The sequence below is a fragment of the Comamonas sp. MYb21 genome, assembly GCF_037479395.1.
Taxonomy (GTDB): domain Bacteria; phylum Pseudomonadota; class Gammaproteobacteria; order Burkholderiales; family Burkholderiaceae_C; genus Comamonas.
Genome location: NZ_JBBGZC010000018.1, coordinates 1 through 25,109, shown reverse-complemented (window position 1 = coordinate 25,109; position 25,109 = coordinate 1). Strand labels below are relative to the sequence as shown.

The 25,109-nt window shown below is 63.5% G+C and carries 22 protein-coding genes; 13 read left to right on the top strand and 9 right to left on the bottom strand.

The features are described 5' to 3' along the window. Positions 1–25 precede the first annotated feature (25 nt). The 6 genes from WH367_RS22370 to WH367_RS22345 all read right to left on the bottom strand — a co-directional run bounded on the left by WH367_RS22370 (position 26) and on the right by WH367_RS22345 (position 5,979). The gene (locus tag WH367_RS22370; protein WP_339537730.1) at positions 26–1,048 is read right to left on the bottom strand and encodes an alpha/beta fold hydrolase; all 1,023 of its coding nucleotides are present in this window, start codon (positions 1,046–1,048) and stop codon (positions 26–28) included. Positions 1,049–1,426: 378 nt separating this feature from the next. Further along, positions 1,427–2,176: a response regulator gene (locus WH367_RS22365; protein WP_339537729.1), complete on the bottom strand. Its 750-nt coding sequence runs from the start codon at positions 2,174–2,176 to the stop codon at positions 1,427–1,429. A gap of 49 nt (positions 2,177–2,225) precedes the next feature. Next, positions 2,226–3,539 (bottom strand): ATP-binding protein, encoded by a 1,314-nt coding sequence (locus tag WH367_RS22360; protein WP_339537728.1) that lies wholly within the window; start codon positions 3,537–3,539, stop codon positions 2,226–2,228. A gap of 33 nt (positions 3,540–3,572) precedes the next feature. Then, positions 3,573–3,992 carry an Ohr family peroxiredoxin gene (locus tag WH367_RS22355; protein ID WP_312409300.1) on the bottom strand — a complete coding sequence of 140 codons (420 nt, stop codon included), beginning with the start codon at positions 3,990–3,992 and terminating at the stop codon, positions 3,573–3,575. Between the two features lie 389 nt (positions 3,993–4,381). Beyond that, positions 4,382–4,522 (bottom strand): hypothetical protein, encoded by a 141-nt coding sequence (locus WH367_RS22350; protein ID WP_339537727.1) that lies wholly within the window; start codon positions 4,520–4,522, stop codon positions 4,382–4,384. Beyond that, on the bottom strand, positions 4,519–5,979 hold the full coding sequence (locus tag WH367_RS22345; protein WP_339537726.1) for a glycosyltransferase: 1,461 nt from the start codon (positions 5,977–5,979) through the stop codon (positions 4,519–4,521). Before WH367_RS22345 ends, WH367_RS22350 begins: the two co-directional genes overlap by 4 nt. 71 nt (positions 5,980–6,050) lie before the next feature. On the opposite strand from WH367_RS22345, the gene WH367_RS22340 reads away from it, so the two are divergent. Beyond that, complete coding sequence (locus WH367_RS22340; RefSeq protein ID WP_339537725.1) at positions 6,051–7,013, top strand: ATP-grasp domain-containing protein; 963 nt, start codon at positions 6,051–6,053, stop codon at positions 7,011–7,013. After that, positions 6,989–7,606 carry a histidine phosphatase family protein gene (locus tag WH367_RS22335; RefSeq protein ID WP_339537724.1) on the top strand — a complete coding sequence of 206 codons (618 nt, stop codon included), beginning with the start codon at positions 6,989–6,991 and terminating at the stop codon, positions 7,604–7,606. Before WH367_RS22340 ends, WH367_RS22335 begins: the two co-directional genes overlap by 25 nt. Here WH367_RS22335 and WH367_RS22330 read toward each other — a convergent pair. Together WH367_RS22330 and WH367_RS22325 are read right to left on the bottom strand one after the other, a co-directional pair. Then, a complete protein-coding gene (locus tag WH367_RS22330; protein ID WP_339537723.1) occupies positions 7,584–8,624 on the bottom strand; it encodes a PIG-L deacetylase family protein in 1,041 nt (346 codons plus the stop codon). The two genes, WH367_RS22335 and WH367_RS22330, sit on opposite strands and share 23 nt — an antisense overlap. Continuing rightward, positions 8,603–9,706 carry a tetratricopeptide repeat protein gene (locus WH367_RS22325; protein WP_339537722.1) on the bottom strand — a complete coding sequence of 368 codons (1,104 nt, stop codon included), beginning with the start codon at positions 9,704–9,706 and terminating at the stop codon, positions 8,603–8,605. The genes WH367_RS22330 and WH367_RS22325 overlap by 22 nt, the downstream gene beginning before the upstream one ends. Before the next feature lie 29 nt (positions 9,707–9,735). Between WH367_RS22325 and WH367_RS22320 the strand changes: the two genes are divergently transcribed. Further along, positions 9,736–9,900, top strand: coding sequence for a hypothetical protein (locus WH367_RS22320; protein WP_339537721.1), 165 nt, complete (start codon positions 9,736–9,738; stop codon positions 9,898–9,900). A gap of 58 nt (positions 9,901–9,958) precedes the next feature. Here the strand turns inward: WH367_RS22320 and WH367_RS22315 are convergent, their stop codons facing one another. After that, entirely contained in the window at positions 9,959–11,299 is a 1,341-nt protein-coding gene (locus tag WH367_RS22315; protein ID WP_339537720.1) for an Ig-like domain-containing protein, read from the bottom strand. 785 nt (positions 11,300–12,084) lie between these two features. Here WH367_RS22315 and WH367_RS22310 point away from each other — a divergent pair. The 10 genes from WH367_RS22310 to WH367_RS22265 all read left to right on the top strand — a co-directional run bounded on the left by WH367_RS22310 (position 12,085) and on the right by WH367_RS22265 (position 25,056). Then, positions 12,085–12,702, top strand: a complete 618-nt coding sequence (locus WH367_RS22310; RefSeq protein WP_339537719.1) for an RNA polymerase sigma factor — start codon at positions 12,085–12,087, stop codon at positions 12,700–12,702. After that, positions 12,699–13,736: a FecR family protein gene (locus tag WH367_RS22305; RefSeq protein ID WP_339537718.1), complete on the top strand. Its 1,038-nt coding sequence runs from the start codon at positions 12,699–12,701 to the stop codon at positions 13,734–13,736. Before WH367_RS22310 ends, WH367_RS22305 begins: the two co-directional genes overlap by 4 nt. A 421-nt stretch (positions 13,737–14,157) precedes the next feature. Beyond that, positions 14,158–16,503, top strand: a complete 2,346-nt coding sequence (locus WH367_RS22300; RefSeq protein WP_339537717.1) for a TonB-dependent siderophore receptor — start codon at positions 14,158–14,160, stop codon at positions 16,501–16,503. Positions 16,504–16,710: 207 nt separating this feature from the next. Beyond that, a complete protein-coding gene (locus WH367_RS22295; protein ID WP_339537716.1) occupies positions 16,711–17,262 on the top strand; it encodes a sigma-70 family RNA polymerase sigma factor in 552 nt (183 codons plus the stop codon). Next, a complete protein-coding gene (locus tag WH367_RS22290; RefSeq protein WP_339537715.1) occupies positions 17,259–18,497 on the top strand; it encodes a FecR family protein in 1,239 nt (412 codons plus the stop codon). Before WH367_RS22295 ends, WH367_RS22290 begins: the two co-directional genes overlap by 4 nt. 166 nt (positions 18,498–18,663) lie before the next feature. Continuing rightward, entirely contained in the window at positions 18,664–21,072 is a 2,409-nt protein-coding gene (locus tag WH367_RS22285; RefSeq protein WP_339537714.1) for a TonB-dependent siderophore receptor, read from the top strand. Positions 21,073–21,156: 84 nt separating this feature from the next. Next, the gene (locus WH367_RS22280) at positions 21,157–23,121 is read left to right on the top strand and encodes an ABC transporter permease (RefSeq protein ID WP_339537713.1); all 1,965 of its coding nucleotides are present in this window, start codon (positions 21,157–21,159) and stop codon (positions 23,119–23,121) included. A 34-nt stretch (positions 23,122–23,155) separates the two neighbouring features. Then, positions 23,156–23,497 (top strand): hypothetical protein, encoded by a 342-nt coding sequence (locus WH367_RS22275; RefSeq protein WP_339537712.1) that lies wholly within the window; start codon positions 23,156–23,158, stop codon positions 23,495–23,497. A 78-nt stretch (positions 23,498–23,575) separates the two neighbouring features. After that, positions 23,576–24,097 carry a demethoxyubiquinone hydroxylase family protein gene (locus WH367_RS22270; RefSeq protein ID WP_339537711.1) on the top strand — a complete coding sequence of 174 codons (522 nt, stop codon included), beginning with the start codon at positions 23,576–23,578 and terminating at the stop codon, positions 24,095–24,097. 683 nt (positions 24,098–24,780) lie between these two features. Further along, positions 24,781–25,056 carry a hypothetical protein gene (locus WH367_RS22265; protein WP_339537710.1) on the top strand — a complete coding sequence of 92 codons (276 nt, stop codon included), beginning with the start codon at positions 24,781–24,783 and terminating at the stop codon, positions 25,054–25,056. Positions 25,057–25,109: the final 53 nt, after the last annotated feature.

Below are 25,109 nucleotides of genomic sequence, written 5' to 3'. Positions count from 1 at the left end.
AGCTCCATTGGTGGCTGGTTGGGGGTTACAAGCGGGTGACGTCAATCATGGCCTGGGCAAAGGCGGCGGGTGCCTCTTGGGGCAGGTTGTGGCCAATGCCGCCCTCCAGGTTGCGGTGCTGGTAGGGGCCGCTGAACTTGGCGGCATAGGCAGCAGGCGCGGGGTGTGGCGCGCCATTGGCATCGCCCTCCATCGTGATGCTGGGCACGGCGATGCGCGGCGCGCTGGCCAGCCGGGCCTCCAGCGCATCAAAGCGCGATTCGCCCGGTGCCAGGGCAATGCGCCAGCGGTAGTTGTGCACCACGATGGCGACATGGTCGGGGTTGTCAAAGGCCTGGGCGCTGCGCTGGTAGGTGGCATCGTCAAACTGCCATTGGGGCGAGGCCTGCTGCCAGATAAAGCGGTTGAAAGCGGCGGGGTTGGCGGCATAGCCGTCGCGGCCCCGGTCGGTGGCCAGGTAGGACTGGTACCACCAGGCGTATTCGGCAGCAGGCGCCTGGGGCTTGGCATTGGCCTGGGGGTTGCCGATCAGGTAGCCGCTCACCGACACCAGGCCGCTGACCCGCTCGGGCCAGATCGCCGCCATGATGCAGGCGGTGCGCGCACCCCAGTCAAAGGCGCCCAGTACCGCCTGGCGCACGCCCAGCGCATCCATCAGCGCAATGATGTCCTGCGCAACTGCGCCCTGCTGGCCATTGCGTACGGTGCTGGCGGACAGAAAACGCGTGCCGCCGTAGCCGCGCAAGTAGGGCACGATGACGCGGTAGCCCGCAGCCGCCAGGCGCGGTGCCACATCGGCAAAGGCATGGATGTCATAGGGCCAGCCGTGCAGCAGGATGGCGACGGGGCCGTTGGCGGGGCCCGCTTCGGCATATTCCACCCGCAGGTCGCCGGCATCGATCTGCTTGAGCGGGCCAAAACTCGTCGCGCCGCTGGGGCTGGCTGCACGCGCGCTGCTGGCCAGCAAGCTGCCCATGGGCGCCAGGGCCAGGCCCAGGGCGGCATGGCCCAAGAAGCTGCGGCGGGAGGAGGTAGTGATCGGGTTCATGGGGGGCCTTTGCTTGGTGAAGGTGGTTGGATAGCTGGGTGCCGAAACTTGTGTGTCTTGGCTGTCAGCTAGTAGACCGCCGCCATGTATGTGGCATGTGTCATGCGCAGCCCCCAAATGCATGGCCGTGTAGCACGCGGCGCGGGCAGATACACAGCCATACAAAGCTGTGATGGCGGAGCCCGGAAACGCCACCGCCACCTCAAAGGTGGCGGTGTTGGGGGTGGTGGGGTTGCTCGGGCTTTTTAAGCGCGGGGCCCACGCTTGCGCAGCGGGGTGCTGCTGCTGGCCAAGGGGCAGGGCCGGCCTGCGGGCGAGGCGATTTCAGCAGCCGCACAGCCCAGCAAGAACATGCATGTGTACAGCCATTTGCGAACCCTAAACATCCTGGGCCTCCACCTGAGCGGCAAACACATAGCCCTCGCTGCGGACGGTCTTGATATAGCGCGGCTCGCGGGCATCGTCGTTCAGGCATTTGCGCAGGCGGCTGATCATCAGATCGATGGAGCGCTCAAACAGCTCGGCCTCGCGCCCCTGGGTGATGGACAGGATCTGGTCGCGGCTGAGCACCTTTTGCGGGTGGTCCACCAGCACACGCAGCAGCCGGTATTCGGCGCCGCTCAGCGACACCATCACGCCTTCCTGGTCCAGCAGCACGCGCTCCACCGTATCGAGCCGCCAGTCGCCAAAGGCCAGAAAGCGCGCCTCTTCGCTGCTGCGCATATTGGGCGGCAGCATGCGGGTGCGCCGCAGTACCGATTTGATGCGCGCGAGCAGCTCGCGCGCGGCAAAGGGCTTGGGCATATAGTCATCGGCGCCCATCTCCAGGCCCAGCACCCGGTCAGTCTCATCGCCGCGTGCCGTCAGCATGATGATCGGCGTGGTCTTGAACTTGCCGGCACGCAGGTCGCGGCACAGGGTGAGCCCGTCTTCGCCGGGCAGCATCAGATCCAGGATGATGAGGTCAAACGGCCCTGCCGTCTCCAGCAGCTGCCGCATATGCCGGCCTGTGGGCGCGGTGGTCACGCGCAGGCCATTTTTTTGCAGGTAGGCGCTGACCAGGTCGCGGATATCCCGGTCGTCATCCACCAAGAGAATGTGGTCGCTGGCAGGGGAGGTGCTTGTCATGGCAGAAGGTGGCGATGGTGTCAGTGGATGTCAGTGGATATCGGTGGTATCAGCGGGTAGCCGGCAGCTGCAGGCTGGCGCGCAGGCCGCCTTCGGGGCGGTTGTGCAGGCTCAAGGTGCCGCCCAGCGACAGGGCCAGCTGGTGGGCAATGGCCAGGCCCAGGCCGGAGCCGCCGGTGTCGCGGTTGCGGGAGGCCTCGACCCGGTAGAAGGGCTGCAGCACGGCTGTGAGCTGCTCCTCGGGGATGCCGGGCCCGGTATCGCAGACATCGATGTAGCAATGGCCCGCTTGCAGGCGCAAATGCACATCGGCGCGCTGGCCGTATTTCAAGGCGTTGTCGATCAGGTTGCCCAGAATGCGTCGCAGCGCATGGGGGCGGGTGTGGATGGGCTGGCCCGCAGCGCCATCGAGCGTGACCGGGCTGCCAGTGTCGGCATAGTCATTGACGATGCTGCGCAGCAGCGCATCCATGTCCAGGCGCCGCACTTTCTCGTCGGAGCCTTGCAGGGTCTTGGCGTAGTTGACGCCTTCGTGCACCAGGCTGCGCATGGCCTCCAGGTCCTGGCGAAACTTGTCGGCATCGGGCATATCGTCCATCAGGTCCACCCGCAGGCGCATGCGCGTGATGGGGGTCTGCAGATCGTGCGAGATGGCCGCGAGGATCTGCATGCGCTCGTTCAGGTAGCCGGCAATGCGCTGCTGCATGGCGTTGAAGGCACGCGCAGCGCGCACCACCTCGGCCGGGCCCGCTTCGGCGACGACGACGGGCTGCAGGTCGGGCCCCAGCTGGTCGGCCGCCGTTGCGAGCCTCTCCAAAGGGCGGGTGACCAGGCGCACTGCCAGCCAAGCCAGGCCCGCCAGCACCAGCAGCTGGCCCGCGAGCAGCCAGGTGACCCAGCCCGACACGGGCATTGGCACACGGCGCGCGACGATGTAGAGCGGCGAGCCATCGCTCAGCCGCAGCTGCATGCGCACAGCATCGGGCCGGTCGCCGAGCTGGCCCATCGCCAGTACCGGAAAAGGCTGCAAGGCATCGGCCACCACCTGCGCAAAGCGGGCCAGCGCCGGGTCAGTGGGGGCGGCGCTGCCAACCGTGCCCTCCAGAGAAAAGCTGTAGTTGGGCCGCTCCAGCTTGGGGAACCAGTCCTGGCGCTCGCCCGCCGGCAGCCGGTCGATCAGCGCCACCGAGCTGGCGATATCGCGCTCGACCCCGCTGACCATCAGCCGCATCAGCGCCTGCTCACGCTCATGGCGAATGGCCATATAGGTGAGCAGCTGGGCGACACCCATGCCCAGCACCACCAGCAAGGCGACGCGCGCCAGCAGGGTGGAAGGGACAAGCCGTTGAAAAAATCTGCGCATGGAGGTCAAGCCGGGTGGGGAGCCAAGGGGCGATCAGGCCACGGAAAGATCGACCTGGATATTGCCGCGTGTCGCCTTGGAATATGGGCAGATCTGGTGCGCCGCCTGCACCACGGCCAGCGCCTGGTCATGCGCCACGCCGGGTACCTTGACGTTGAGCCGCGCGGCCAGCGCAAAGCCCTCGGCGTTTTGCACCAGGTCCACCTCGGCATCGACCGCCAGGTCTGCTGGCAGCTTGACGCCCAGCGGCTGCGCCGCCCGTGCCATCGCCCCCATAAAGCAGGCCGACCAGCCCGCCGCAAACAGCTGCTCGGGGTTGGTGCCTGTGCCCGCCGTGCCGAATTGGGTCAGGCGAATATCCAGATGCCCGTCATCGCTGCGCGATGCGCCGGAGCGGCCGCCGGTGGTGGTTGTGCGGCCGGTGTAGAGAACCTTGTCTTGTGCTGCGCTCATGGTCAAATCCTTGTGGAGGTGCTGTTTTGTCAAACTGACGGAGCGATTGTTCAAGCCAGCGGCGCTTTGGCAAAGGGGTTTTCTGACCGAATGTAGCGCTGCGAGAGGCAGTGTACAAAACTATACAAAACGCCTGGGCTTGGGTGGCGGGTGGCGATGTATCCGCCTGGCAAGGCCTAGCAAAAAGCTCGCCTGCGGCTGCTGGAGTGGCGCGGCAGCTTGCCTGGTGGCAGCGCCGATGGGCGCGATCCACCAGCAAGAAAGCGCCCGACCTGTGCCGATGCACCAAGGGCCTGAGCGCTGCGCCTGGCGCAGGCGAAGGCAGCCATCACAGCGCACACCAGCGCCTCTAGGGGCCAGGATGGCATTGGCACAGGCAGAGCAAGGAGTCACTGGCGGATAGCCAGTACCAGCGCGAGCGCAGCGCACAGCGTCACCACGATGACCAGTAGCTCGGCCCATACCAGCCGGCGCTCCTGGCGCGTGTCCTCGGTTTGCAGCTTGGAGAAGCGAGACGATGGATCGGTCATTCGAGAATCCGGCCTTTTCCAGTTTTGATGGTCTTGTCCCAACGGCGATCCGCTCCCTTGGCTTCTGCCAGGATGGCAGCGAAGGCGACGGCACCGTTGAGTGCGCCGTATCCGATGGTCATGACCAGCAGGTTGCGCAGCCAATGGGGCAGCAATCCACGCTTTTCTGCGACATAGAGCGCCCATATCGCCACCATGCTGAGGCTGCTCCAGCTATAGGCAAGAAACATCAGGCTTGCCGTATAGGGCCCGGTGCTGTGGCGGCTGAACTCAACGATGGACGCCCACATGAAAAACAGGCTGATGAGTCCCGGATAGGTCAAACCCTGCAGCCAAGTCCGTCGCCCCGTAGGCGGGTCGATCAGCATGGCGAAAAGGGTAATAAAGAAGTAGATCAACGCGCTGACCATCCAGAAGTGCCTGAGCGTGCTGCCCGCCAGGCCTGGATTGACAAAATGCAGAGCCCACAAACCCAGCGACGACAGGATCGCCAGCAAAGGCACGGCCACCGTTGACATCCAGACTATGCCAAACCATGGCCCACCCAGGCGCGGATGCACGGAAGGGCGAAACCACAGCTTGCGGTAGGTTCGGGTCAGTTGAAGGTTGCCCCGGGCCCAGCGCAAGCGTTGCTTCCACAGGGACTCCAGGCTTCCCGGCTCTTCGGCCCAGACGACGGCGTTGCCATCGAACACGGCCTTGCGCCCGTTCAACTGCGTTCTGAGGGTGGTGTCCGTGTCCTCGGCGAGCGAGGAGGTATCGATGCGGCCACCCATGTCCAGGAGGTTCTGCCGCGTGTGCAGCTGAGCGCCCCCGGCCATGCACAGCAGCGCGCCGGTCACATTCTGCGAGCGCCTGGCAGCCGCCTGTGCGGCAATGTATTCAAACGCGATGAACCGCGTCAGAAGATTGCCCGGCCGGCTGCCTTCCTTGATGTAGGCCGTCACAGCACCTACTTCGGGATCGGCCAGATGCCGGGCCATGCGCCGCAGCGTCAATGGCGGGAACAGCACATCGGCATCCATGATGACGATGGCTTCTGCCCAGGGCTCCTGCAGCACCGTCTCCAGCCCGAAATTCAAGGTATGGGCTTTGCCTTGCCCGCCATTTTCCCGCCGCAGATGAAACACCCGGCCCGCAAACTCGCGCTGGGCCTGTTGCAAGATCTCAGGGGTGTCGTCGGTGCTGGCGTCATCGACCACCATTACCCGTATGCACTGCACCGGATAGTCCAGCCGCATCAGGCATTCGATGGTGGCGCGAATGCTGGCGCCTTCATTCCATGCAGGCACGATGAATGCGACATTGGGGGTGGTGTCTTGGCAGCGTGCATAGGGCTTGCCAAGCCCATGCAGGCCTACCAGCACAAACTGAATGAAGGAGACGAGCAAGGGAACGGTGCCGGCAAACACCCACGCTATCAACAACCATTCAACACCAGGTCTCATCAGTTCCATGTCGTTGGCACTTCAGCTCTGAACCAGAATAAGATAGTACTTTTTGCAAGCTCCATTCGCTCATGAAAATCTTGATCACCGGTGCTGGTGGACCTTCGGCCATCAGCGTTTGGAAGAGCCTCCACAGCGATCATCAACTGTTCATGGCGGATATGGATCCGTGCGCAACGGGGCTCTATCTGGTACCCGCTGCGCAACGTCTGATTGTGCCTCGCGGCGATGATCCTTTTTTCTCGCAGCGTCTTTTGGCGCTGTGCCTGCAGCACCACATTGAACTGGTGATTGCCACGGTCGACGCGGAATTGGTTCCACTGGCCATGAAAATCCAGGAGTTCCAGGCCCAGGGGATCCAGGTGCCCTTGTCGCCGCTCAAGGCGCTGGCGCTGTGCGCCGATAAGCTGGCGCTTCTGCAAGCCGCGCAAGCTGTTGTGGCCGTGCCGCAATTTGAGCCTTTTGTGGGCACCTCGGGCCTTTTGCAATCGGCCACTGCTCCGATGTTTATCAAGCCGCGCCGAGGGGCCGGCGGGCGGGGGGCGCAGATCGTCAGAGGTCCGCAGGATCTGGCCGCCATCCCTCGCGATGGCTCGTATCTGCTGCAGGAATGGCTACCCGGCAATGAGTACTCGGTGGACGTGTACCTGCGCGCCGATGGCGTGGCCATCGCTGCAGTGCCCAGGCTCCGCATGAAAATTGACTCCGGCATCGCCATGGCGGCACGCACGCAGCATTTGCCGGCATTGTCCCAAGCCGCGATCGATGTGGCCCAGGCCATGGGGGTGCGGTTTGCGGTGAATGTGCAGTTTCGGGAGGATGCAGACGGCGTGCCCAAGCTTTTGGAGATCAACCCGCGCTTTCCTGGCACGCTGCCACTGACCCAGGCCGCGGGCGTGGACATGCCCGCCTTGCTGGTCGCGGAGATGCAAGGGCAGCCCATGCCCGATGGGCTGCAGCCGTTCAAGGAAGTCATGGCGGTGCGTTATCTGGTGGAGCAACTGGTGGAAATCAAGGAATGGGAAACACTGAACAAGGCCTGAAGCTGTGGATCGTGCGCCATGGTCAAAGCACGGTCAATGCAGGGGCGGTGGCGCATCCGGACGCACCGCTGACTGCGCTGGGCCATGCCCAGGCCCAAGCCCTGGTCGAGCGCTTTAGCAGCGCCCCCGATCTGGTGATCACGTCGCCGCTGCTGCGCGCAAGACAGACGGCTGCCCCCTTGCTCGGCCACTGGCCGCGCACGCCAGCGGAGGTCTGGCCCATTGAGGAGTTTTGCTACCTGAGCCCATCGCGTTGCGCAGGCTCCACGGTCGAGACCCGCCGCCCCTGGGTCGGCGCCTACTGGGACCGCTGCAGCCCCGACTACGCCGACGGAGCGGATGCCGAGTCCTTTGCTGATTTCATGGCGCGTGTCAGCGCATTCCACCAACGCTTGATGGTGCGGGGCTCCGGCTTTGTCGTGGTGGTCGGCCATGGGCAGTTTTTGCGTGCCTACCAATTGGCGCTGACCCATGGCTTCGCCGCCAGTGCCGATGCCATGCGCCGCTTTCGCCAGAATGAAACGACCCATCCGTTAAGGAATGCCGAGATCGTCGATCTTGGCAGCGTTCTTAACGATCGAGCTGCCGAATGATCTCCAGGGGCTCCACCAGTCCATAGCCAGCATGGCGCCCCCAATAGCGGGCCGTTGCAGAAATGTACGCAGAATCGAGCCCAGCGTGCTTTGCCACCTGGCTGTGGTACTTCTGGATCATCTGCACCTTCTTGTCCATGTGATTCGTGATGTCCACGAACAGGTTGGGGCGGAAGTCCGTCGTCGATGAGGGCGATTGGTAGCAATAAAGGTTCGGTGTGTGCCTGGCCGCTACCAAGGTGGCCAGGTGCGCATTGCGGTGGTCCTGGTGCGAGTCATGCGAGGAGTGGGTGTAGATATGGGTGGGTGCGATTTCACGCACGACGCGCTCGATCAGCTCAATCGTCTGGGCCCCTTCTGGAACCTGCGAGTCTGGCAGATCCCCCACCTTCAGCGTTGCATTGAGCAGCATCGATGCCTGCTGCGCCTCCTCCAGGCGCAGATTGACATCCCCCCCTTTGGCGCCACGGCTCAGTATCAGCACGACAACCTCATGGCCCATGGCACGTTTTTTCAGCAACGTGCCGCCGCAGCCGATCTCCACATCGTCCGGATGGGCACCCACGGCAAGCGTGACCTGGCGCTGGCGCGCACGCTGCTCGCGCTTTTCATGGACGAGGGTGTAGATCTGATCGAGTAGTTCACTGCAGGAGTAAGTTCTGAGCAAGACATTGTCGACTTGCTGGCTCAGCGCTGCGCGGATGTTCATGACCCCAAGTTGGCGCACGATGCCAAGAACAGGCACGCCCCAGCCACCCAAGCGCGGCAAAGCGGTCGGCAGCGCTGCCAGCGCAACCTCATCGAGGTTGGCAATGATCAAGTCCCAGGGGTCTGCGTACAGCACACGCTGCAAGTCTGCGCCCGGCGCGCAGCAAGTCAGCTGCATGTCTGCGCGGTCCGCAAGCCATGCCGATACCTGGCGGGCATGCAGTTCATCACAATCGATCAGCAAGATGCGGAACTGGGCCGCTGCCGGCGGGGTGAACTGCGCCTCGCCTAATTCCAGTATTTGCGCCACCCTAGCTCCACCTGCGTTTCACGGTTGAGGGAAAGGTGCCGAATCGTTGCCAGAATGGCACCTTGCTGACCAATGGGGAGTACCGCTCGCCCATACACATCCGTTGCATTGGGAGAGGTCCCATGGCTGGTTCCAAGCACCCAGAGCATGTGACCGGGTCCTTGCCGTACCGCCTCCAGCGCCAAGGCGCGGCGGTGGCTGTCCTGGTCGATGTTGTGCTCCGAGTAGAGGCGCACCACCGCTTGCCAGCCCGCGCCCAGGCCGATGCCCAAGCCCAGATGGCGCAATTGCGACCGCCAACCAGAACCAAAGCTCTGTCGCAGTCCCCCGGACAAGAGCAGCCCCTCGGTGATCTGGTACTCGCCTTCCACGCCCAGGCGTCGCTGCGTTGCAGTGTCATCGCGCTCAATGTGCTCTGCGCTCAGCCGGATGCTGTAGTACGACGGCACCTGCCACCGGTAGCCGACGGCGACCGAGGTCGAGGGTAGCAAGCGGCTGTCTGTCGGCCGGTCCAGAGGCCCGACATCGACGCTGTTGCGGCGCAGGTCCACATCCAGAACCTGTCTCGCATCGATGGCGGTGGAAAAGCCCAGGCTGCCACCCCAGAGCTTGCCGACATCGTTGCGGAGATAGCTGCCTTTGGCATCCAGCTGGTAGCGGAACACGTTGTCGGACTGCGCAAGCCCTGCGAGGGCTTCTGCATTGTGCGGATGGGCCTCGAGCGTTTGCCCAAACCCTTGCCGGGCCTGGGCAACGTCATAGTCCGCCAGCAGCACCCAGGCCATTCCATTTTTCGCCTCCGGGTCCGCGGGATCCTCGGCGAGGATTTGTGCGTAGATGCCGCGCGCCTGCGAAAGCTGGCTCTGCGCCCTGGCCACCCGCGCAAGCCCCAAGAGCGCCGCACGCTTGTCGCCCGGATTGCTGGAGGCTGCACTCTCGCTATAGATCTCGCGTGCAAGCTCGAACTGGCCGGAGTGCTCCAAATTCTGCGCCCGCTCAAGGGCTGGCTGTTGCGCTGGTGCTGCAAAAACGCTGGCTGCAGCAAGGGCGATGGATCCAGCCAACAGGGGTTTGAGGAACATGGCGAAGGCGCGGTAGGTCAGAAATCGAAGTGCAAAAAATTATTTCAGAAAATATGAGAATTGTTCATTTCTTTACAATTTTCTATGGACTGAATGGTGAACAATTCTTTCCTGCACTGCAGCATCGCTGCCAGCGCTGGGCCCAGGCCTGCCATCCCGGCGAATGGGATGTCAGCCGGAATGGCGAGGTGTGAGGCTGGGCAGCATCCGGCTTGGCCCTGCTGCGCAAACAGGGGCTATGAGCGACTGCGATCAGTCCGCTGCAGAGGCTCTCTCGCCCCGCTTCTTTCTGCGGACAAGCCCCGCTGCGCCGGCCACCAGGCCTGTGAGCAACAGGGCGCCCAGGCCACCGAGTGCAGGCACGGGTGTGGCGGCGCGCGGCCCGGAGGGTGATACCACCGCATTGACGACCACCGTCACCTGGGCAGTGGCACAGGTCCTGATCGGCTCTTCCTGGCAAACCTCGTAGCTGAAGCTATCCGTGCCGGTAAATCCAGCATGGGGGGTGTAGACGGCAAGCCCAGAGCTATTGATGGTGACCGTGCCATTGGCTGGCTGCTGCACGATGCTGGGATCGGTCAAGCCAGTTGCTGGCGAGGCGGCGCTGTCATTGGCTCGCAGGTCGATCGTGACTGGCTGGCCCTGCGCAGTGCTGGCGCTGTCATTGACTGGTGCAGGGCTGGGGGCCGCTGTGCAGTCGGCCGACCAGGGCGTACTCCTCGTCGCACTGTCCCAGACCAGGTCATTCGCCGAGCCCGTAGACGGAGAGAGAAAATTCGGACATACCGCGCTGTTTGGCTCGAAGTAAGTCGCAAATGACGGGTTCGATGGTGCAACAGGAATGCTTCCGCTCAAGCGGTTGTAGCCCACACGGAAACTTACCAGCTCAACCGCATCGGCAAAAGAGGGGATCGCGCCTGTCAGCTGGTTGTATTCAGCCGAGAAAATACGCAAGCTGGCAAGTCCAGGCCCCGTTAGTTCAGGCAGCGGACCCGTCAATTGGTTGTTGGCGACGTTGAAGGTGTTCCATGCCGTTTGCCCCGTCAGCACCGGAATGCTGCCCGTCAGCTGGTTGCCGTCAACATTGAATACCTCCAAGTCGGGAAACCCTGTTAACGGCGGAATGGTGCCGGACAACTGGTTGTTTTCAGCTGTAAATCCCCGCAGCTTGCTGTTTGGCCCGAATGCAGGAATGCTGCCTGTCAATTGATTGCCGGACACATAGACTTGCTCAAGGTTGGGAAAGCTCACCAAGGATGGCAAGCTGCCCGTCAAATTGTGCCCGGGAAGAAAAATTCCCCTGACTGAGGTTCTATCTGCCGTGCACAAGATGCCATACCAGCTGTTGTCACAGGGGTCACCCGCCAGCCAGGTACCTTGAAAGGACCAGGTCGGGCCTCCGTTGTTGTTATACAGATCCACCAGCGCTGCACGTTCAGCCGGGTTCATTGCCGCCTGCGCCACCGCAGGTAACGCCCCGGCTGCCATGAGGCACAGCGCTGCGATGGCCTGTTTGGCCCCTGCAGCCCCGTCTTTTGACACCCGCTCAGATGTGCATCGCTGCACGCCTGCGAACCAATCAGGAATACGCATGGCCTCATCTCCAATCTCAAATTTATACACAAGGACACGCGGTGCTGAGACAGACGTGCCAACCATGCCATCGCACAGCGACTTGGATACCATTGCTTACATTGAGAAATCATAGCCATTAACCGGTGGATTTTGTTCAAGCTCCTTTTTGTTAACGGTTTTTCAACATTGGCGTTGTATTTTGTGAGTTTTATAGTTAATTGCTTATTAAGCAATAATATTTTTATAAAAACAAAGAACCATTTTTGCAGTTGTGCTAGCTGTTTTTTCAAAAGGCTGCGTTTATGAAAATAGGTCGCCTGCCATAGGCGGTGAAATATCAGCTCTCTGGTGATTTTCAACTGGGCGCTGCCTTTGCAAGGGCGTGCCGTATATTCAGGCTTAGGTCTAATGGCGAATGCCGAGGCAACTGGTATTTTTTTCGTCCTGTAACGCTGCCGCTGACGATGCAGAGCCGATGGCGCTGAGACATGCCTGCCTGGGGTGGAACACAGGCCACGCTGAGGCTCAGCCGGGACCTTGGTGGGGTGGCTTTTAGATGCTGCAACTATCCCCATCCGTTGCAAGCAAAACGCCGGTGGTACTGGCTACAATCGGCGCCAGTCATAACCACTGGCCTGACCTCCGCAAGTAGCACGGTACCCCTCTTGGCGCACACCCGCGCAGGGTTTGCCAATCCGGAGCGCAGGCTGATCGCAGCGAACCGTGCTATCTCCTTTGATCCCTCGTTCTCATCGAATCCTGTGCCAGCCACCATGCGGCCATGGGTGGCGCAGCTTGGCACCATGAATGCGCGCGTCCCCAATGGCGATGTGGCGCCCGACGATGGATCCCCGGCAAGCGGCGCGCTGGCGCGCACCTACCAGCGCCTGCGTGCGCCCTTGCAGCGGCTGCTGCGACGCAGTAGCGCGCGCAGGGAAGATGCCGAGGATGGGGTGCAAGAGGTGTTCCTGCGCTATGCCGCCAGCAACAAGCAGTTGCCCGAGGACGAGGAGGCCGCCTACCTGCATACGGCAGCGCGCAATGTCTCGCATACTGCCTGGCAGCAGGCCCAGCGGCGCGAGCGCGTTGAGGCAGTGTCGCTGGAGGACTGCAGCGAGATGGCAGAAGGGCTGGCCGCTGATGAGGCCAGCGATCCTCTGCATTGCGCCGAGCACAGCCAGCGCCTGGGCCTGATGGAGCAGGCACTGGCCGAACTGCCGGAGCGACGCCGCGAGGCCTTTGTGTTGCATGCCATCGATGGGCTGACGCAGACCGAGGTCGCGGCGCGCATGGGCATCACACGCCGCATGGTCCACAACCATGTGACCCTGGCCTATGCCTATTGCCAGATGCGCGTGCAGTACCGCAGCGCCGAAGACATGAAGCTCGCCCAGGCCCTGCAAGCGGAGGCCTCGCCATGACCCCCCTCAACCCTGAACTGGCGCAGCGCCACCAACGGGCTGCCGATTATTTTGTGCGGCGGCGTGAGCACGACTGGACGGGTTCGGACGAGCGCGAGCTCAACGCCTGGCTCAGCGATCCGGTCAACCGCAGCATCTTTGAAGACCTGAGCCGCGTGGCACTGGACCTGCGCCAGATTCCCCGGCCCCAGCTGGCATCTGACCGGCCTGTGCAAGGCAGGAACGGCCACGAGACGCCAGCACCTTCTGCCATGCTAGAGCCCGCAGCCAGCGGCCAGGCCAGCACGGCATGGCAAGCCCGGCGCCGTGCGCTGGTTCCTGCATTGCTGGCGGTACTGTTGATGAGCGGCGGCGGCTGGCACTGGTGGAACAACCATGCCAGCTATGACATGACCGTGACCACGGGGCCGGGCGAAACCCGCGAGCTGGATCTGCCCGATGGCAGCCATGTTGCGCTCAACTTTGGCAGCAGCCTGCGCATTCGCTTTTACCCCCAGCGCCGCGAAACCGAGCTCAGCGCCGGGGAGGCTTTTTTCAAGGTGGCAGCGGATACAAGCCGGCCCTTCACCGTGGACAGCGGCCACAGCCAGGTACGCGTGGTGGGCACGGCCTTCAATGTGCGCGCTGCGCCGCCGCAGCTCACGGTCAAGGTGCTGGAAGGCAAGGTCGAGGTGCGCCCTGACCGGCGCCGTGGTGACCAGCGGGCGCTGCTGCTGACTGCTGGCAAGGGCGTCCGCATTGACCCCGACACCGGCCAGCATGCACCGGTTGCAGCCCCCGCCAGCATGGTGGGCGACTGGCGCAATGGACAGCTGGTGTTTGAGCAGACCCCCCTGGCCGATGTGGCCGCCGAGCTTGCCCGCTACCTGGGTGAGCCGGTCTCGGTCGATGGCGCGCAGCTGGGCAAGCTGGCCGTCTCCGGCATGGTCATCACAACTGCCCCGGCGGCGTTCTTGCGCTCGCTGCCCGATCTGTTGCCGGTGCGGGTGGACCGGGCGGCGCAGGGTGGATGGCGGATCAGCCCGCGCCGTTAATGTAAATAAATGTAAATAAGCCGGGATTCTCATCTCCGGACGTTCTCACTTTGTCCGCGGCAACGGTTGATCTAGGTAGGGGGCAGGATTTTGCCCCGAGGTTGCCAGCCAGTGCCTGCCCGGAGCAGATCAGCCAACAGCCATTACCGCGCGATGCGCGTGCGGGTTGTCACACGCTGATGTTTCGGATCGCTGGCCAAGGCCTGGGCCTGCTGCATGCCCACCTGATTCGCTTGTCTCGTCCTGATGACCCTCGCGCTGCGCATTCGGCCCCCGTGGGCAACAAAAACGGATAACGCAGGATTTGGACATGCGAGCTAAGCAGCATTTGAGGGGCGCCATTGCCAGTGGCGCATTGGCAGGACAGGTTCAGGGGAGCGCATGGCGCTGGCAGCCCGCAGCCGCGGCCTGGTGGGTCGCGGTGGCTGTCGCTGCCATGGCTGCGCCGGCGCAGGCCCAGGAGGCGATCGCCTTTGATATTCCGGCGCAGCCGCTGGCTGGCGCCTTGCGGGTGTTTTCGCAGCAGGCCAAGCAGCAGGTGCTGTTTGACCAGGCCACCGTGGCAGGGCGCTCGGCACCGGCACTGCAGGCGGCGCTGACGCCCCGGCAGGCACTCGACCGCTTGTTGGCCGGTACCGGCATCGTGGTCGTCCAATCGCAGCCAGGGGCCTTTACGCTGAAGGCAGCGCCGCCCGCTGCGCCGCAGGCAACGACCACCACGCTGGCAACGGTGACCGTGACCGCCCAGGCCGAGCGCGAAACCGCAACCGGCCCGGTCGGTGGCCTGGTTGCCAAGCGCAGCGCCACCGCCTCCAAGACCGATACGCCGCTGATCGAGATGCCGCAATCGATCTCGGTGATTCCGGCAGAGCAGATGGAGCTGCTCAAGCCCCGGGATGTGGCAGAAGCGCTGACCTACACCGCCGGCATCAACCGCGCCGCCTGGGTGGACCGCGTCTCCGACCAGTTTGTGGTGCGGGGTTTCACCAGCACCCAGCCTTATCTGGACGGCATGCGCTACCAGGTCGGCATCTACGACGGCCAGATGGAGCCCTATGGGCTGGAGCGGGTGGAGGTGCTCAAGGGGGCTGCCTCCACCTTGTACGGCTCCTTGCCGCCCGGCGGGCTGATCAATGCCATCAGCAAGCAGCCCACGACAGAGCCGCTGCGCGAGATTGCCACCGATATCGGCAGCTTCCAGCGCAAGCAGGTCTCGGCAGATTTTGGCGGTGCGCTGACCGAGGACAAGACCTGGTCTTACCGGCTGACCACGGTGCTGCGCGACAGTGATGCGCCGCAGGACCACACCAATGATGACCGCGCCTATATCGCGGGCTCCTTGCGCTGGCGCCCCGATGCCGCCACCACCTTGACCTTGCGCGCCGAGGTCCAGCGTGACGGCACGGTCTATCCGGCCGGCTACCCCCTCTACGGCACGGTCTATGCCAGCCCCTATGGCGAGATACCCACCAGCCGCTTTATCGGCGAACCCGGCTTTGACAGCTTTGATGTGAACCGCAAGGTCGCGGGCTATCTGCTGGAGCGCGATCTGAGCGATTCCCTCAAGCTGCGCCACGGCCTGCGCTATTACCAGGGCAGCATCCACCGGCGCGAAACCTGGGCGCGCAACTACTTTGGCTTTGCCGGTGACCAGCGGACGTTCACGCGCCGGGGCCATGAGCGCTACCAGACCTCCAAGGGCGTAACGATGGATACCTCGCTGCAGTCCACATTCCAGACTGGGGCGGTCCAGCACACGGCGCTGGTGGGGCTGGATTACTCCAAGACCACCTGGCGGGACGAGTACTACATCTACACCATGTCCGACCTGGACCTGTTCGATCCCGTCTACGGCGGCACCATCGGCCCGCAGCAGCGCTCGGACAGCAACTGGGGCCAGCGCAACATCAAGCAGACGGGTCTGTATGTGCAGGACCAGATGAAGCTTGGCGAGCGCTGGGTGCTGCTGGCCGGCGGACGGCAGGACCATGTGCGCTATGACGACTACAACCCGCTGACCGGTACGGTGGCGGCCGATGGCGAGAAGTCCAGCAAGTTCAGCGGCCGCCTGGGTGTGGTCTATCTGGCCCCCAACGGCTTCGCGCCCTTTGCCGGTTTTAGCCAGTCCTTCCAGCCCCAGGCGGGCTCGGATCGTCTGGGCGCGCGCTTCAAGCCGACCGAAGGCGAGCAGTATGAAGTGGGTCTGCGCTACCATGCGCCCGGCTCGGACACCCTGGTCAGCGCCGCCATCTACCAGCTCACCCAAAAGAACGTGACGGTCTCCGACCCGTTTGACAACAGCTTCAGCGTGCAGATGGGCGAGGTGCGCTCACGCGGCTTTGAGCTGGAGGCACGCACCCGACTGGGCCGCCACGCCAACCTGATCGCTGCCTACTCCTATACCGATGCGCGCACCGTCAAAAGCAGCCCGTTGACGCCGGACGAAGAGGGCAAGCGATCCGCCTATACACCTCGCCACCAGCTGTCCGCCTGGGCCGACTACGGCTTTGGCGCTTTCGACATGCCTGGGCTGCGCGTTGGCGCTGGCGCCCGTTACACCGGGGCCACGCGCGAGCAGGGCAGCAGCTTGTCACTGCCGGGCTATGTGCTGTTCGATGCGATGGTCAGCTACACCACGGGGCCCTGGAAGCTGGCCCTGAACATGAAGAACCTGGCGGACAAGCGCTATGTCACCTCCTGCTCGTACCACACCTGTTTCCTCGGCGAGCCGCGCACGGTGATCCTGTCTGCGGCTTACCGCTGGTAGCGGATGCCCGGGCCGCTTGGCCACAGCGATGTGGCCAGCGGTCTGTGAAGGATGCCTATTTTGGCCTCTGATAAATAAGATGAATTCTCATTTGCATTTATAATGCTCGGCTTACCGTCTCGCTACGCGCTACAGATCCAGCGGCCGCCACATCTTGCTTGCCACCTGACGGGCAATACCAATGCAAGGGATGGGGCTCGATTCGCTGTGGCTGCGCATGCTTATTACAAAGAACTGCTGAACTTCTGCGCTCGCAGCTTGAAGGACCGTGACTCGGCGGCCGATCTGGTGCAGGAGGCCTATGTGCGCCTTTTTGGCGTGCAGCAGTCGGGCACCCAGGTGGCAGATCCGCGCGCGCTGCTGTTCCGCACGGCGCGCAATCTGCTGACGGACGAGTACCGGCGCGAGCAGGTGCGCAGCCACCAAAGCCTGGAAGCGCTGGACGAAGCGCAGCAGCCGCTGGCACCCAGGCACCTGCAACCCGAGGAAGTGCTGGCCTTCAGCCAGTATGCGAGGGCCGTTTACTTGGCGATTGAGAGCCTGCCACCGCGCTGCCGTGAGGCCTTTGTGTTGAACCGCTTCGATGGCCTGTCGCACCAGCAAGTGGCCGAGCGCATGGGCATCTCCCGCAATATGGTGGCCCAGCATGTGATCCGTGCGGTCCTGGTCTGCAAGGCCTGTGATGACCGTTTCCATGGCCGTGCCGCCGCAGCAGCGCCCGCTGGCCATGGCGCCGGTACAAAGGATCCGCGCCCATGAGCCAGCCAGACCTCCACCACCGCCACAGTGCGCCCAGCAGATCGCGGCCAGCTTCCCCCCAGGAGGCGGCGGATGCGCGCGACTATGCCGAGTTCATTGCCGGCCAGGATCCGCTGGAGGTGGAGGCCATCGGCTGGATGGTGCGCCGCCAGGACGGGCTGACTGCCGCAGAAGAGGCGGAATTGCAGGAATGGCTGGAGCGCGACCCCGAGCATGCCAAGGCCTTGGAGCAGGCCGAAGGTGTCTGGGGCCGGATGGACCAGCTACCCGAAGCCGGCGTGGATGCGCTGAAGGCGGGCTTGCCACCCAGCGCTGAAGGCCCAGCAGCCTTGGCGCCGCCACCGATGGCGGACCGTGCCGCTGCGGGCGAGAGTCGCCGCCCATCAGGCGCGCCAAGCTCGCCCGGCCGCCGCGCCTGGTTGGCCAACCTGGGCTGGCTGCTGCCCCAGGCTGGCGTGGCCGCTGTCGCGCTGGGCATGGTGGGCAGCGGCTGGTATGGCTGGAATATCTGGCAGCAGCAGCCGACCTTTACACAAAGTCTGGCGACGGCCCGTGGCGAGCAGCGGCAGCTGGCGCTGCCCGATGGCAGCACCCTGTGGCTGGACACCGCTACGCAGGTGGAAGTCAGCCTGTACCGCCAGCGCCGCGAGGTGCGGCTGGTGGAGGGGCAGGCCTTCTTTACCGTGCAGCCCAACAGCGCCCAGCCTTTTGATGTGCTGGCCGGCGCGACGCGCGTCACGGTCGTGGGCACACGCTTTTCCGTGCGCAACACGCGCAGCGGGCTGGGGGAGCAGGGGCGCGTCAGCGTGGCGGTGGAGCAGGGGCGCGTCAGCGTGGCGGTGGAGCAGGGCCGCGTGCGCGTGGCCAGCCGCCAGAGCGCGCAGGAGCTGGCGGGTGCCGGCGCCGCAGTGGAGCTGGTCGCAGGCCAGTCCGTCAGCACCGATGCCAGCGGTCTGCCCGGGCCGGTGCAGCACGAGGCCGCACCTGCGGACAACTGGCGCGAAGGCCGGGTCAGCTTTAACGGCAGCACGCTGGCCCAGGCGGTGGCCGAGTTTGAACGCTATGGCGATACCGGTCTGGTCATCCGCGATCCGGCCGTCGGCGCGCTCAAGGTGCATGGCAGTTTTGAGCTGCGGCAGCTGGCAGCCTTTGCCCGGGCCTTGCCCCGGGTGCTGCCGGTGCGCTTGGTGCCCAAGGATGGCAAGACGGAAATTACCGCTGCACGTGGTGGTTGAGGCCATGGTGGAAGCAGCGGAGGGCGGCGCAAATGCAGGGCATGGGCAAGCGTGCGAGATGGGGGTACAAAAATTTCAGAATTTTTTTGTTGCCGACCTCAACACCTCGGCCCCTCATGCGTCAGCACAGCTAGGAACCTAACTTTCTACTGTGGAGATCGCATTCATGCCGCAACCGCGCTTTCAACTCGCGCCCCTCGCTCTGGCCACCGTGCTCGCCCTGCCGTTGCTGGCGCTCAGCGCCTTGCCCGCCCATGCCCAGGCCGGGGCCACCTTGGCCATCTCCTTGCCAGCGCAGCCGCTGGGCACGGCCTTGAACGAGCTGGCGCGCCAGGCCCGCTTGCAGCTGATGGTGCACCCTGACCTGGTCGCAGGCAAGCAGGCGCCTGCCGTGGCAGGCAACCTCACGCCCCGGCAGGCGCTGGACCGGGTGCTACTGGGCAGCGGCCTGGTCGCGGAGCTGCAGGGCGCCGAGGTGATCGTCAAAAAAGCGCCGACCGCCGATCCCCGGGATGCAGCTACCTTGTCGACGGTGACGGTCACTGCCCAGTCCGACGCGAGTGGCGTGACCGAGGGCACGGGCGCCTACACCACCCACAAGGTCCGTACGGCCACCAAGATGGACCTGTCCATCCGCGAGACGCCGCAGTCGGTCAGCGTGGTGACGCAGCAGCAGATGCGCGACGCCAATATGCAGTCGCTCGACGATGTGACCGAAGCGCTGCCCGGGGTGACCTACAGCAAGCTGGGCACCGAGCGCTCTTACTTCTATTCGCGCGGCTTCCAGATCACCGACCTGCAGATCGACGGCATGTCCACCAGCATGGCCGAGAGTTTTTCAGCCGATGCCATGTCGCTCAACAACATGGCGATCTATGACCGGGTCGAGGTGGTGCGTGGCGCCAATGGCTTGCTGCAAGGCTCGGGCAATCCGTCGGCCGTCATCAACCTGGTGCGCAAGCGGCCTACGCGCGAGTTCCAGATGAGCGCCGAGCTGGGCGCGGGCTCCTGGGCGGATTACCGTGCGCAGCTCGATGTGTCCGGCCCGCTCAATGCCGCTGGCAGCTTGCGCGGCCGTGCCGTGGTGTTCGACAACCAGGCCAACAGCTTCAAGCAGGGGGCCGAAGCCGACAACCGCATGCTCTACGCCATCGTAGAGGCCGACCTGGGCAGCGCAACCACGGCCAGCCTGGGCTTCAGCGCCCAGCGCGACAACCACCAGGGCTATGACTGGGGCGGCTTCAACACGCGGGCAGATGGCACCTTTTACGATCTGGACCGCTCGGCCTCGCTGTCTGGCGCGGGCGCGCACCTCAACCGCGATAACTACAGCGTCTTTGGCGACATCAAGCACCGCCTGGACAATGGCTGGAGCCTGACGGCCGCCTTCAATGCCGTGCGTTCTGACGCCAGCTTTGTCGCCAACTACCCGGCGCGCGTCTCGGACACCGGCCAGACCCTGTCCTGGGTGGATGCGGAGTACCAGGACAAGCAAGTCGCCTTTGACCTGCATGCCACCGGCCCCTACACACTGTTTGGCCGCGAGCACCAGCTGATGCTGAGCCTGAGCCGCCGCCGGGACAATTTTGACTACGACATCTTTGCGGCCCAGGGCTCGCAGACGATCGATATCAGCAGCTTTGATTTCTCGTCGATCCGCGTGCCGGGTTTCAGCCGCACGCCCACCACCTATGCACTGGAGCGCAATGAGAAGGGCGCAGCCGTGGCCACCCTCCTGCGCGCGACGGATGCGCTGAGCTTTATCATCGGCAGCCGCCTCAGCTGGTCGGACTATGCATCGCGCAGCCCCTACACCAACGCGTCCTTCGACTCGGGCCGGCAGGTGATTCCGTATGCGGGCGCGGTCTATGACCTGAGCGCTGCGCATGCGCTCTACGCCAGCTACACCGACATCTACTCGATCCAGCAGTACTACAGCCCGAACGGCCTGCTGGCGCCGGTCAAGGGCAAAAACTACGAAGTGGGGATGAAGAGCCAGTTCTTCGATGGCCGCCTGCAGACGGCCGTGGCCCTGTTCCAGACCGACCAGCTGAACCTGCCAGTCGCCCTGAACATGGCCTCGACCTGCGGTCTGACCGGTGCCACCCGTTGCTACACCGAAGGCGCCAAGGTGCGCAACCGGGGCATTGATCTGGAGGTGTCGGGCTCGCCCACCCCCGGCTGGAACCTGGCCGCCGGCTTTACCTACAGCGATCCGAAATACGTGGCCGGCCCCAATAACGGCCTGCCCTACAACACCACCTTGCCGCGCAGGATCTTCAAGGTATCGACCGACTACCGCCTGCCCGGCGGGAAGTGGCGCCTGGGCGGCAATGTGCAGGCGCAAAGCGCCATGTCGTACAGCGGCAGCGGCTATCGCATCCAGCAAGGCGGCTATGCGCTGCTCAACCTGCATGCGGCCTACCAGTTCAACAACCATCTGCGCCTGCAGCTGAACGTGCGCAACGCGCTGGACAAGCACTACTACCAGTCGATCCCTACCAACAACAACTACGGCGGCGTGTTTGTGGGCACGCCGCGCAGCTTTGCGATGACCTTGCGCTATGACTACTGAGCGACTGCCAGAGACTGCGATCCCAGCGGCTGAGGCGGGCCCCGGCACCAGCACCAGCACCAGCACCAGCACCTGGAGGCACCGTTGCCCCCACCGCTGATCGAACTGCGCGGCATCCGCAAACGCTATGGCGGCAGCAGCAGCGGCCGGCCCGAGGTGGAGGTGCTGCATGGCATTGATCTGTCCATCCAGGCCGGAGAGTTTGTCGCCATCGTCGGCCAATCGGGCTCGGGCAAATCCACGCTGATGCACCTGCTCGGTTGCCTGGACCGGGCGAGCGAAGGCAGCTACCACTTCAATGGCAGCGATGTGGCGGCGCTGGATGCCGACGCGCTGGCCTGGCTGCGGCGCGAGGCCTTTGGCTTTGTGTTCCAGGGCTACCACCTGATAGCGACCGACTCGGCCCAAGAAAATGTGGAGATGCCCGCCGTCTATGCGGGCAGCGCAAGGCCAGCGCGGGAATCGCGTGCACAGGCCTTGCTCAGCCGGCTGGGGCTGGCAGACAAACGGCATCTGCGGCCGAATCAATTGTCGGGCGGACAGCAGCAACGGGTATCGATTGCGCGGGCCTTGATGAACGGCGGCCGCATCATCCTGGCCGATGAACCCACCGGCGCGCTCGACAGCCAAAGCGGCGCCGAGGTGATCGCCCTGCTGCACGAGCTGGCCGATGCCGGCCACACCATCGTCTTGATCACCCATGACCGCAAGGTAGCGGCGCAGGCCCGCCGCGTGATCGAGATCCGGGACGGCTGCATCGTCAGCGACAGCAACGCTAACCCGGCCAAAGCGCCATCGCAGGCCGCCTTGCCACCGCCAGATATGGACGAGGCAATGCAGAAGTATGGCACCCAACCCTTCGCCGACCTGCGCGAAGCGCTGCGCTCGGCCTGGCGATCCATGCGCATCCACCGCGCACGCACGGCCTTGACCCTGCTGGGCATCGTCATCGGCGTGGCCTCGGTTATCGTGATGCTGGCCGTCGGCATGGGCGCCCGCCAGGAGGTGGTGGCACGCATGGGCGCGATGGGAGCGACGGTGATGTACATCAACAACCGCAAACCGCCGCAAGGCGGGCCGACTGGCGTGACGACCTTGGCGGACCTGGAGGCAGTAGAACAGCTGCCCGAGGTGGCCCATGCCATGCCGGTAGCGCGCGACCCGGCCACCGTGCGCTACGGCAATGTGGCCTGGCAGGGCGACACCATCGCCGCCACCAGCGCCTGGCCAGCCATCCACAACTGGCCCGTGGCGCAAGGGCGCTTTTTTACCGACGCCGAGGATGCGGAGCTGGCCCCCGTCGTGGTGATTGGCAAGAAGGTGCATGAGCGCTTTTTTGAAGGCCGCAAAGCGCTGGGCGAGCTGCTGCTGATTGGCACCACGCCTTTTCAGGTGGTGGGTGTCATGTCAGAAAAAGGCGCAGGCGATGGCGGCCAGAGCCAGGACGACCTGGTCGTCGTTCCCTACCGCTCGGGCATCTTGCGCATCTTCCCCAACGGCAAAAGTTTTGACCCGCACTACACCGTTATCCAGGCCCGCGATTCCCAAAGCGTGCTGCCCGCGCAAGCGGCGATCGAAAACCTGCTGCGCCTGCGCCACGGCCGCGAAGACTTCTATGTGGCCAACGCTGCCGCCCGCCTGCAGGCTGCAGCCCAGGCCAAGGATTCGATGACCACCATGCTCAGCCTGATCGCCGCCGTCTCGCTGCTGGTCGGCGGTATCGGCGTGATGAACGTGATGCTGATGGCCGTGAAAGAGCGCACGCGCGAGATCGGCATCCGCATGGCAACTGGCGCACGCCAGTGGGATATTCAGCGCCAGTTCATGACCGAGGCGGTGCTGGTAACCATGGTGGGCGGGACCGTGGGCGTGTTACTTGGGGTGTTGATTGGCGCGGTGCTGGTCTTTTTGGGGGGCGCTGTGGTGCTTTCGGTCAGTGCGATGCTGCTGGCTTTTGGCTGCGCGGTGGTGACCGGCTTGGTGTTTGGCTGGATGCCGGCGCGGCAGGCGGCGCGGTTGGAGCCGGTGGTGGCCTTGGGTGGGGGCTAGACTGATGGGTTCTGACAATTGTCTGGAGGTGCATATGAGAGACGATGATTTGAAAAGCGCATTTGAACTCATCGCGCGCTATAAGCTAGGCGAAATACCGCCAGGTACCACCGTTGACGATACGCAGATCGGTCTTTTGAAATTACTTTGCGCAGATCTCTTGCCTGATGAGAAATTCTCTCTAGAGGGCATGGATGTTTTGGTTCTAAAAATTGCGAAGGCTGACACCAAATGGAATAAAGAGTGCCAGATTGCCATTTCAAATATCTATGATCTGAGGCTTGCTGGGAAAAACAATGAAGCAGAACAGGCTCGACATACTTTTGTGAGTGCCTGTCCCTCGTCGTGGTACCAAGAAATTATTGAAAGTGTCTAGAGGTGTTAGCGCCGCTGACGACATGGCTGATGGCGCCATGATCTGCGCAACACAGGGCTTTAGGTAATTCACCCATCTATGAAGGCGAAAGACTTTGCCGGGCGAGTACTTAAGGTGAACCATGCAGGGGAGCATGGCGCTGTCAACATCTATGCCGCTCAGATCCTGGTCGCGCGATGGACTGCGCCATCCATCGTTACAACGCTCCAGGCATTCAAGGCGCATGAAGAATCGCATCGCAGCATCTTCTGGGACGAGCTTCAGCGCAGAGGTTTCAGCCGGTGCCGCAGCTACTGGTTGTGCGGACTGGGTGGATTTGCACTGGGCTCGATAACGGCACTTTTGGGATTGCAGGCGATTTCCGCAACGACCGCTGCTGTAGAGCGCGTAGTGCTGGGCCACTTGAAGCACCAAATCCACTTGCTGGAAGGTCAGGATGATGCAGCGGTTGCGGCCATTGCAAAAATCGTGGCGGATGAAGAGCAGCATCTGGAGCAGTCTGTCGTGCATCTGGCGCCTGGCCAGTTCTGGCCCAAAGTGTTGACGCCGGTGGTCGCTGCATCGACACAAACCGTTATCTGGTTGGGAATGCGGTTATGAGGGCTTGTTGAAACGCCTACGCGCGACGAAGCAATACCAAGCACGAAAAAGTCCTCTAACGCCAGCCTGAGGGCGCTGAGTTTATCTCCTTAAACGCCCAAGCACTGACCCCACACATCGCCAGTGAGTTGGAGCGCATCAATGCCATAGACCGTGACGGCTTACCGATCCGGCCGGGCCGGTACCGCTTCATTGAGGAGGACCGAGAGGCTCGGGCAGAAGAGGGGGCCAATAATGCGGCACACCTAAACACTCCCATTCCTGCCGTGCTACAGTTACGCCGCTGCGCCAGTCAAGCACAGCCGGGATTGGCGTCCTGTCACATTGCTGCGACGCAAGCCGCAGTCTCCTCCGCAGAGTACCTGCGGCTTGTTTGTTCGTGCCCCTTTTATGGCGGCTCGGGCAGGGAGCCGCGAGGCTCGCCGGTTTGCGCAAGCGGTGTCCGGTACGCCAACCTGCTCGAGCTGCCGCCCTGATTGGCGTCCGGGTGGTGGTTTTTGCAAATCACACTGCTTGGAGTCCACCATGGCTCAGTCTTCCCTCGCGCGCATCTCTGCGCCCACTTCTCGCCTGGGCGAATCCGCCCGTATCCAACTCCATCCCGACGCGCACAACGCGCTGAACATGGTCGTACACGCACTTCCTCCACTGCGCAACCTGTCCCGGAGTCAGGAGGCGTCATCATGAATAGCATGCCCCAAGCTGCCCGTGCGGCAGCCAAAGCCGCTGCATCCATAGATACCAGCTCGGATGCCTCCGGCCTGGATAGCGCTTACGCCGATGTCATCCGGGCCATCGCGGGCCATGGCGACCAGCCTCTGGACATTCACGACATTTGCAGGCTCCGGCGGGCTTGCGGCTTCACCGACGACCTGGTGCTGACGGAGTCGGAAGCCCAAGCGATCAACACGCGCTTGTATAGCTTGAGTGCTATATCTGAATCGCCCCGACTTGGCTAGACACTCTTGAGCCGTTGGGAATGGCGCTGTTCAAACTCGATGGGCGATAGCCC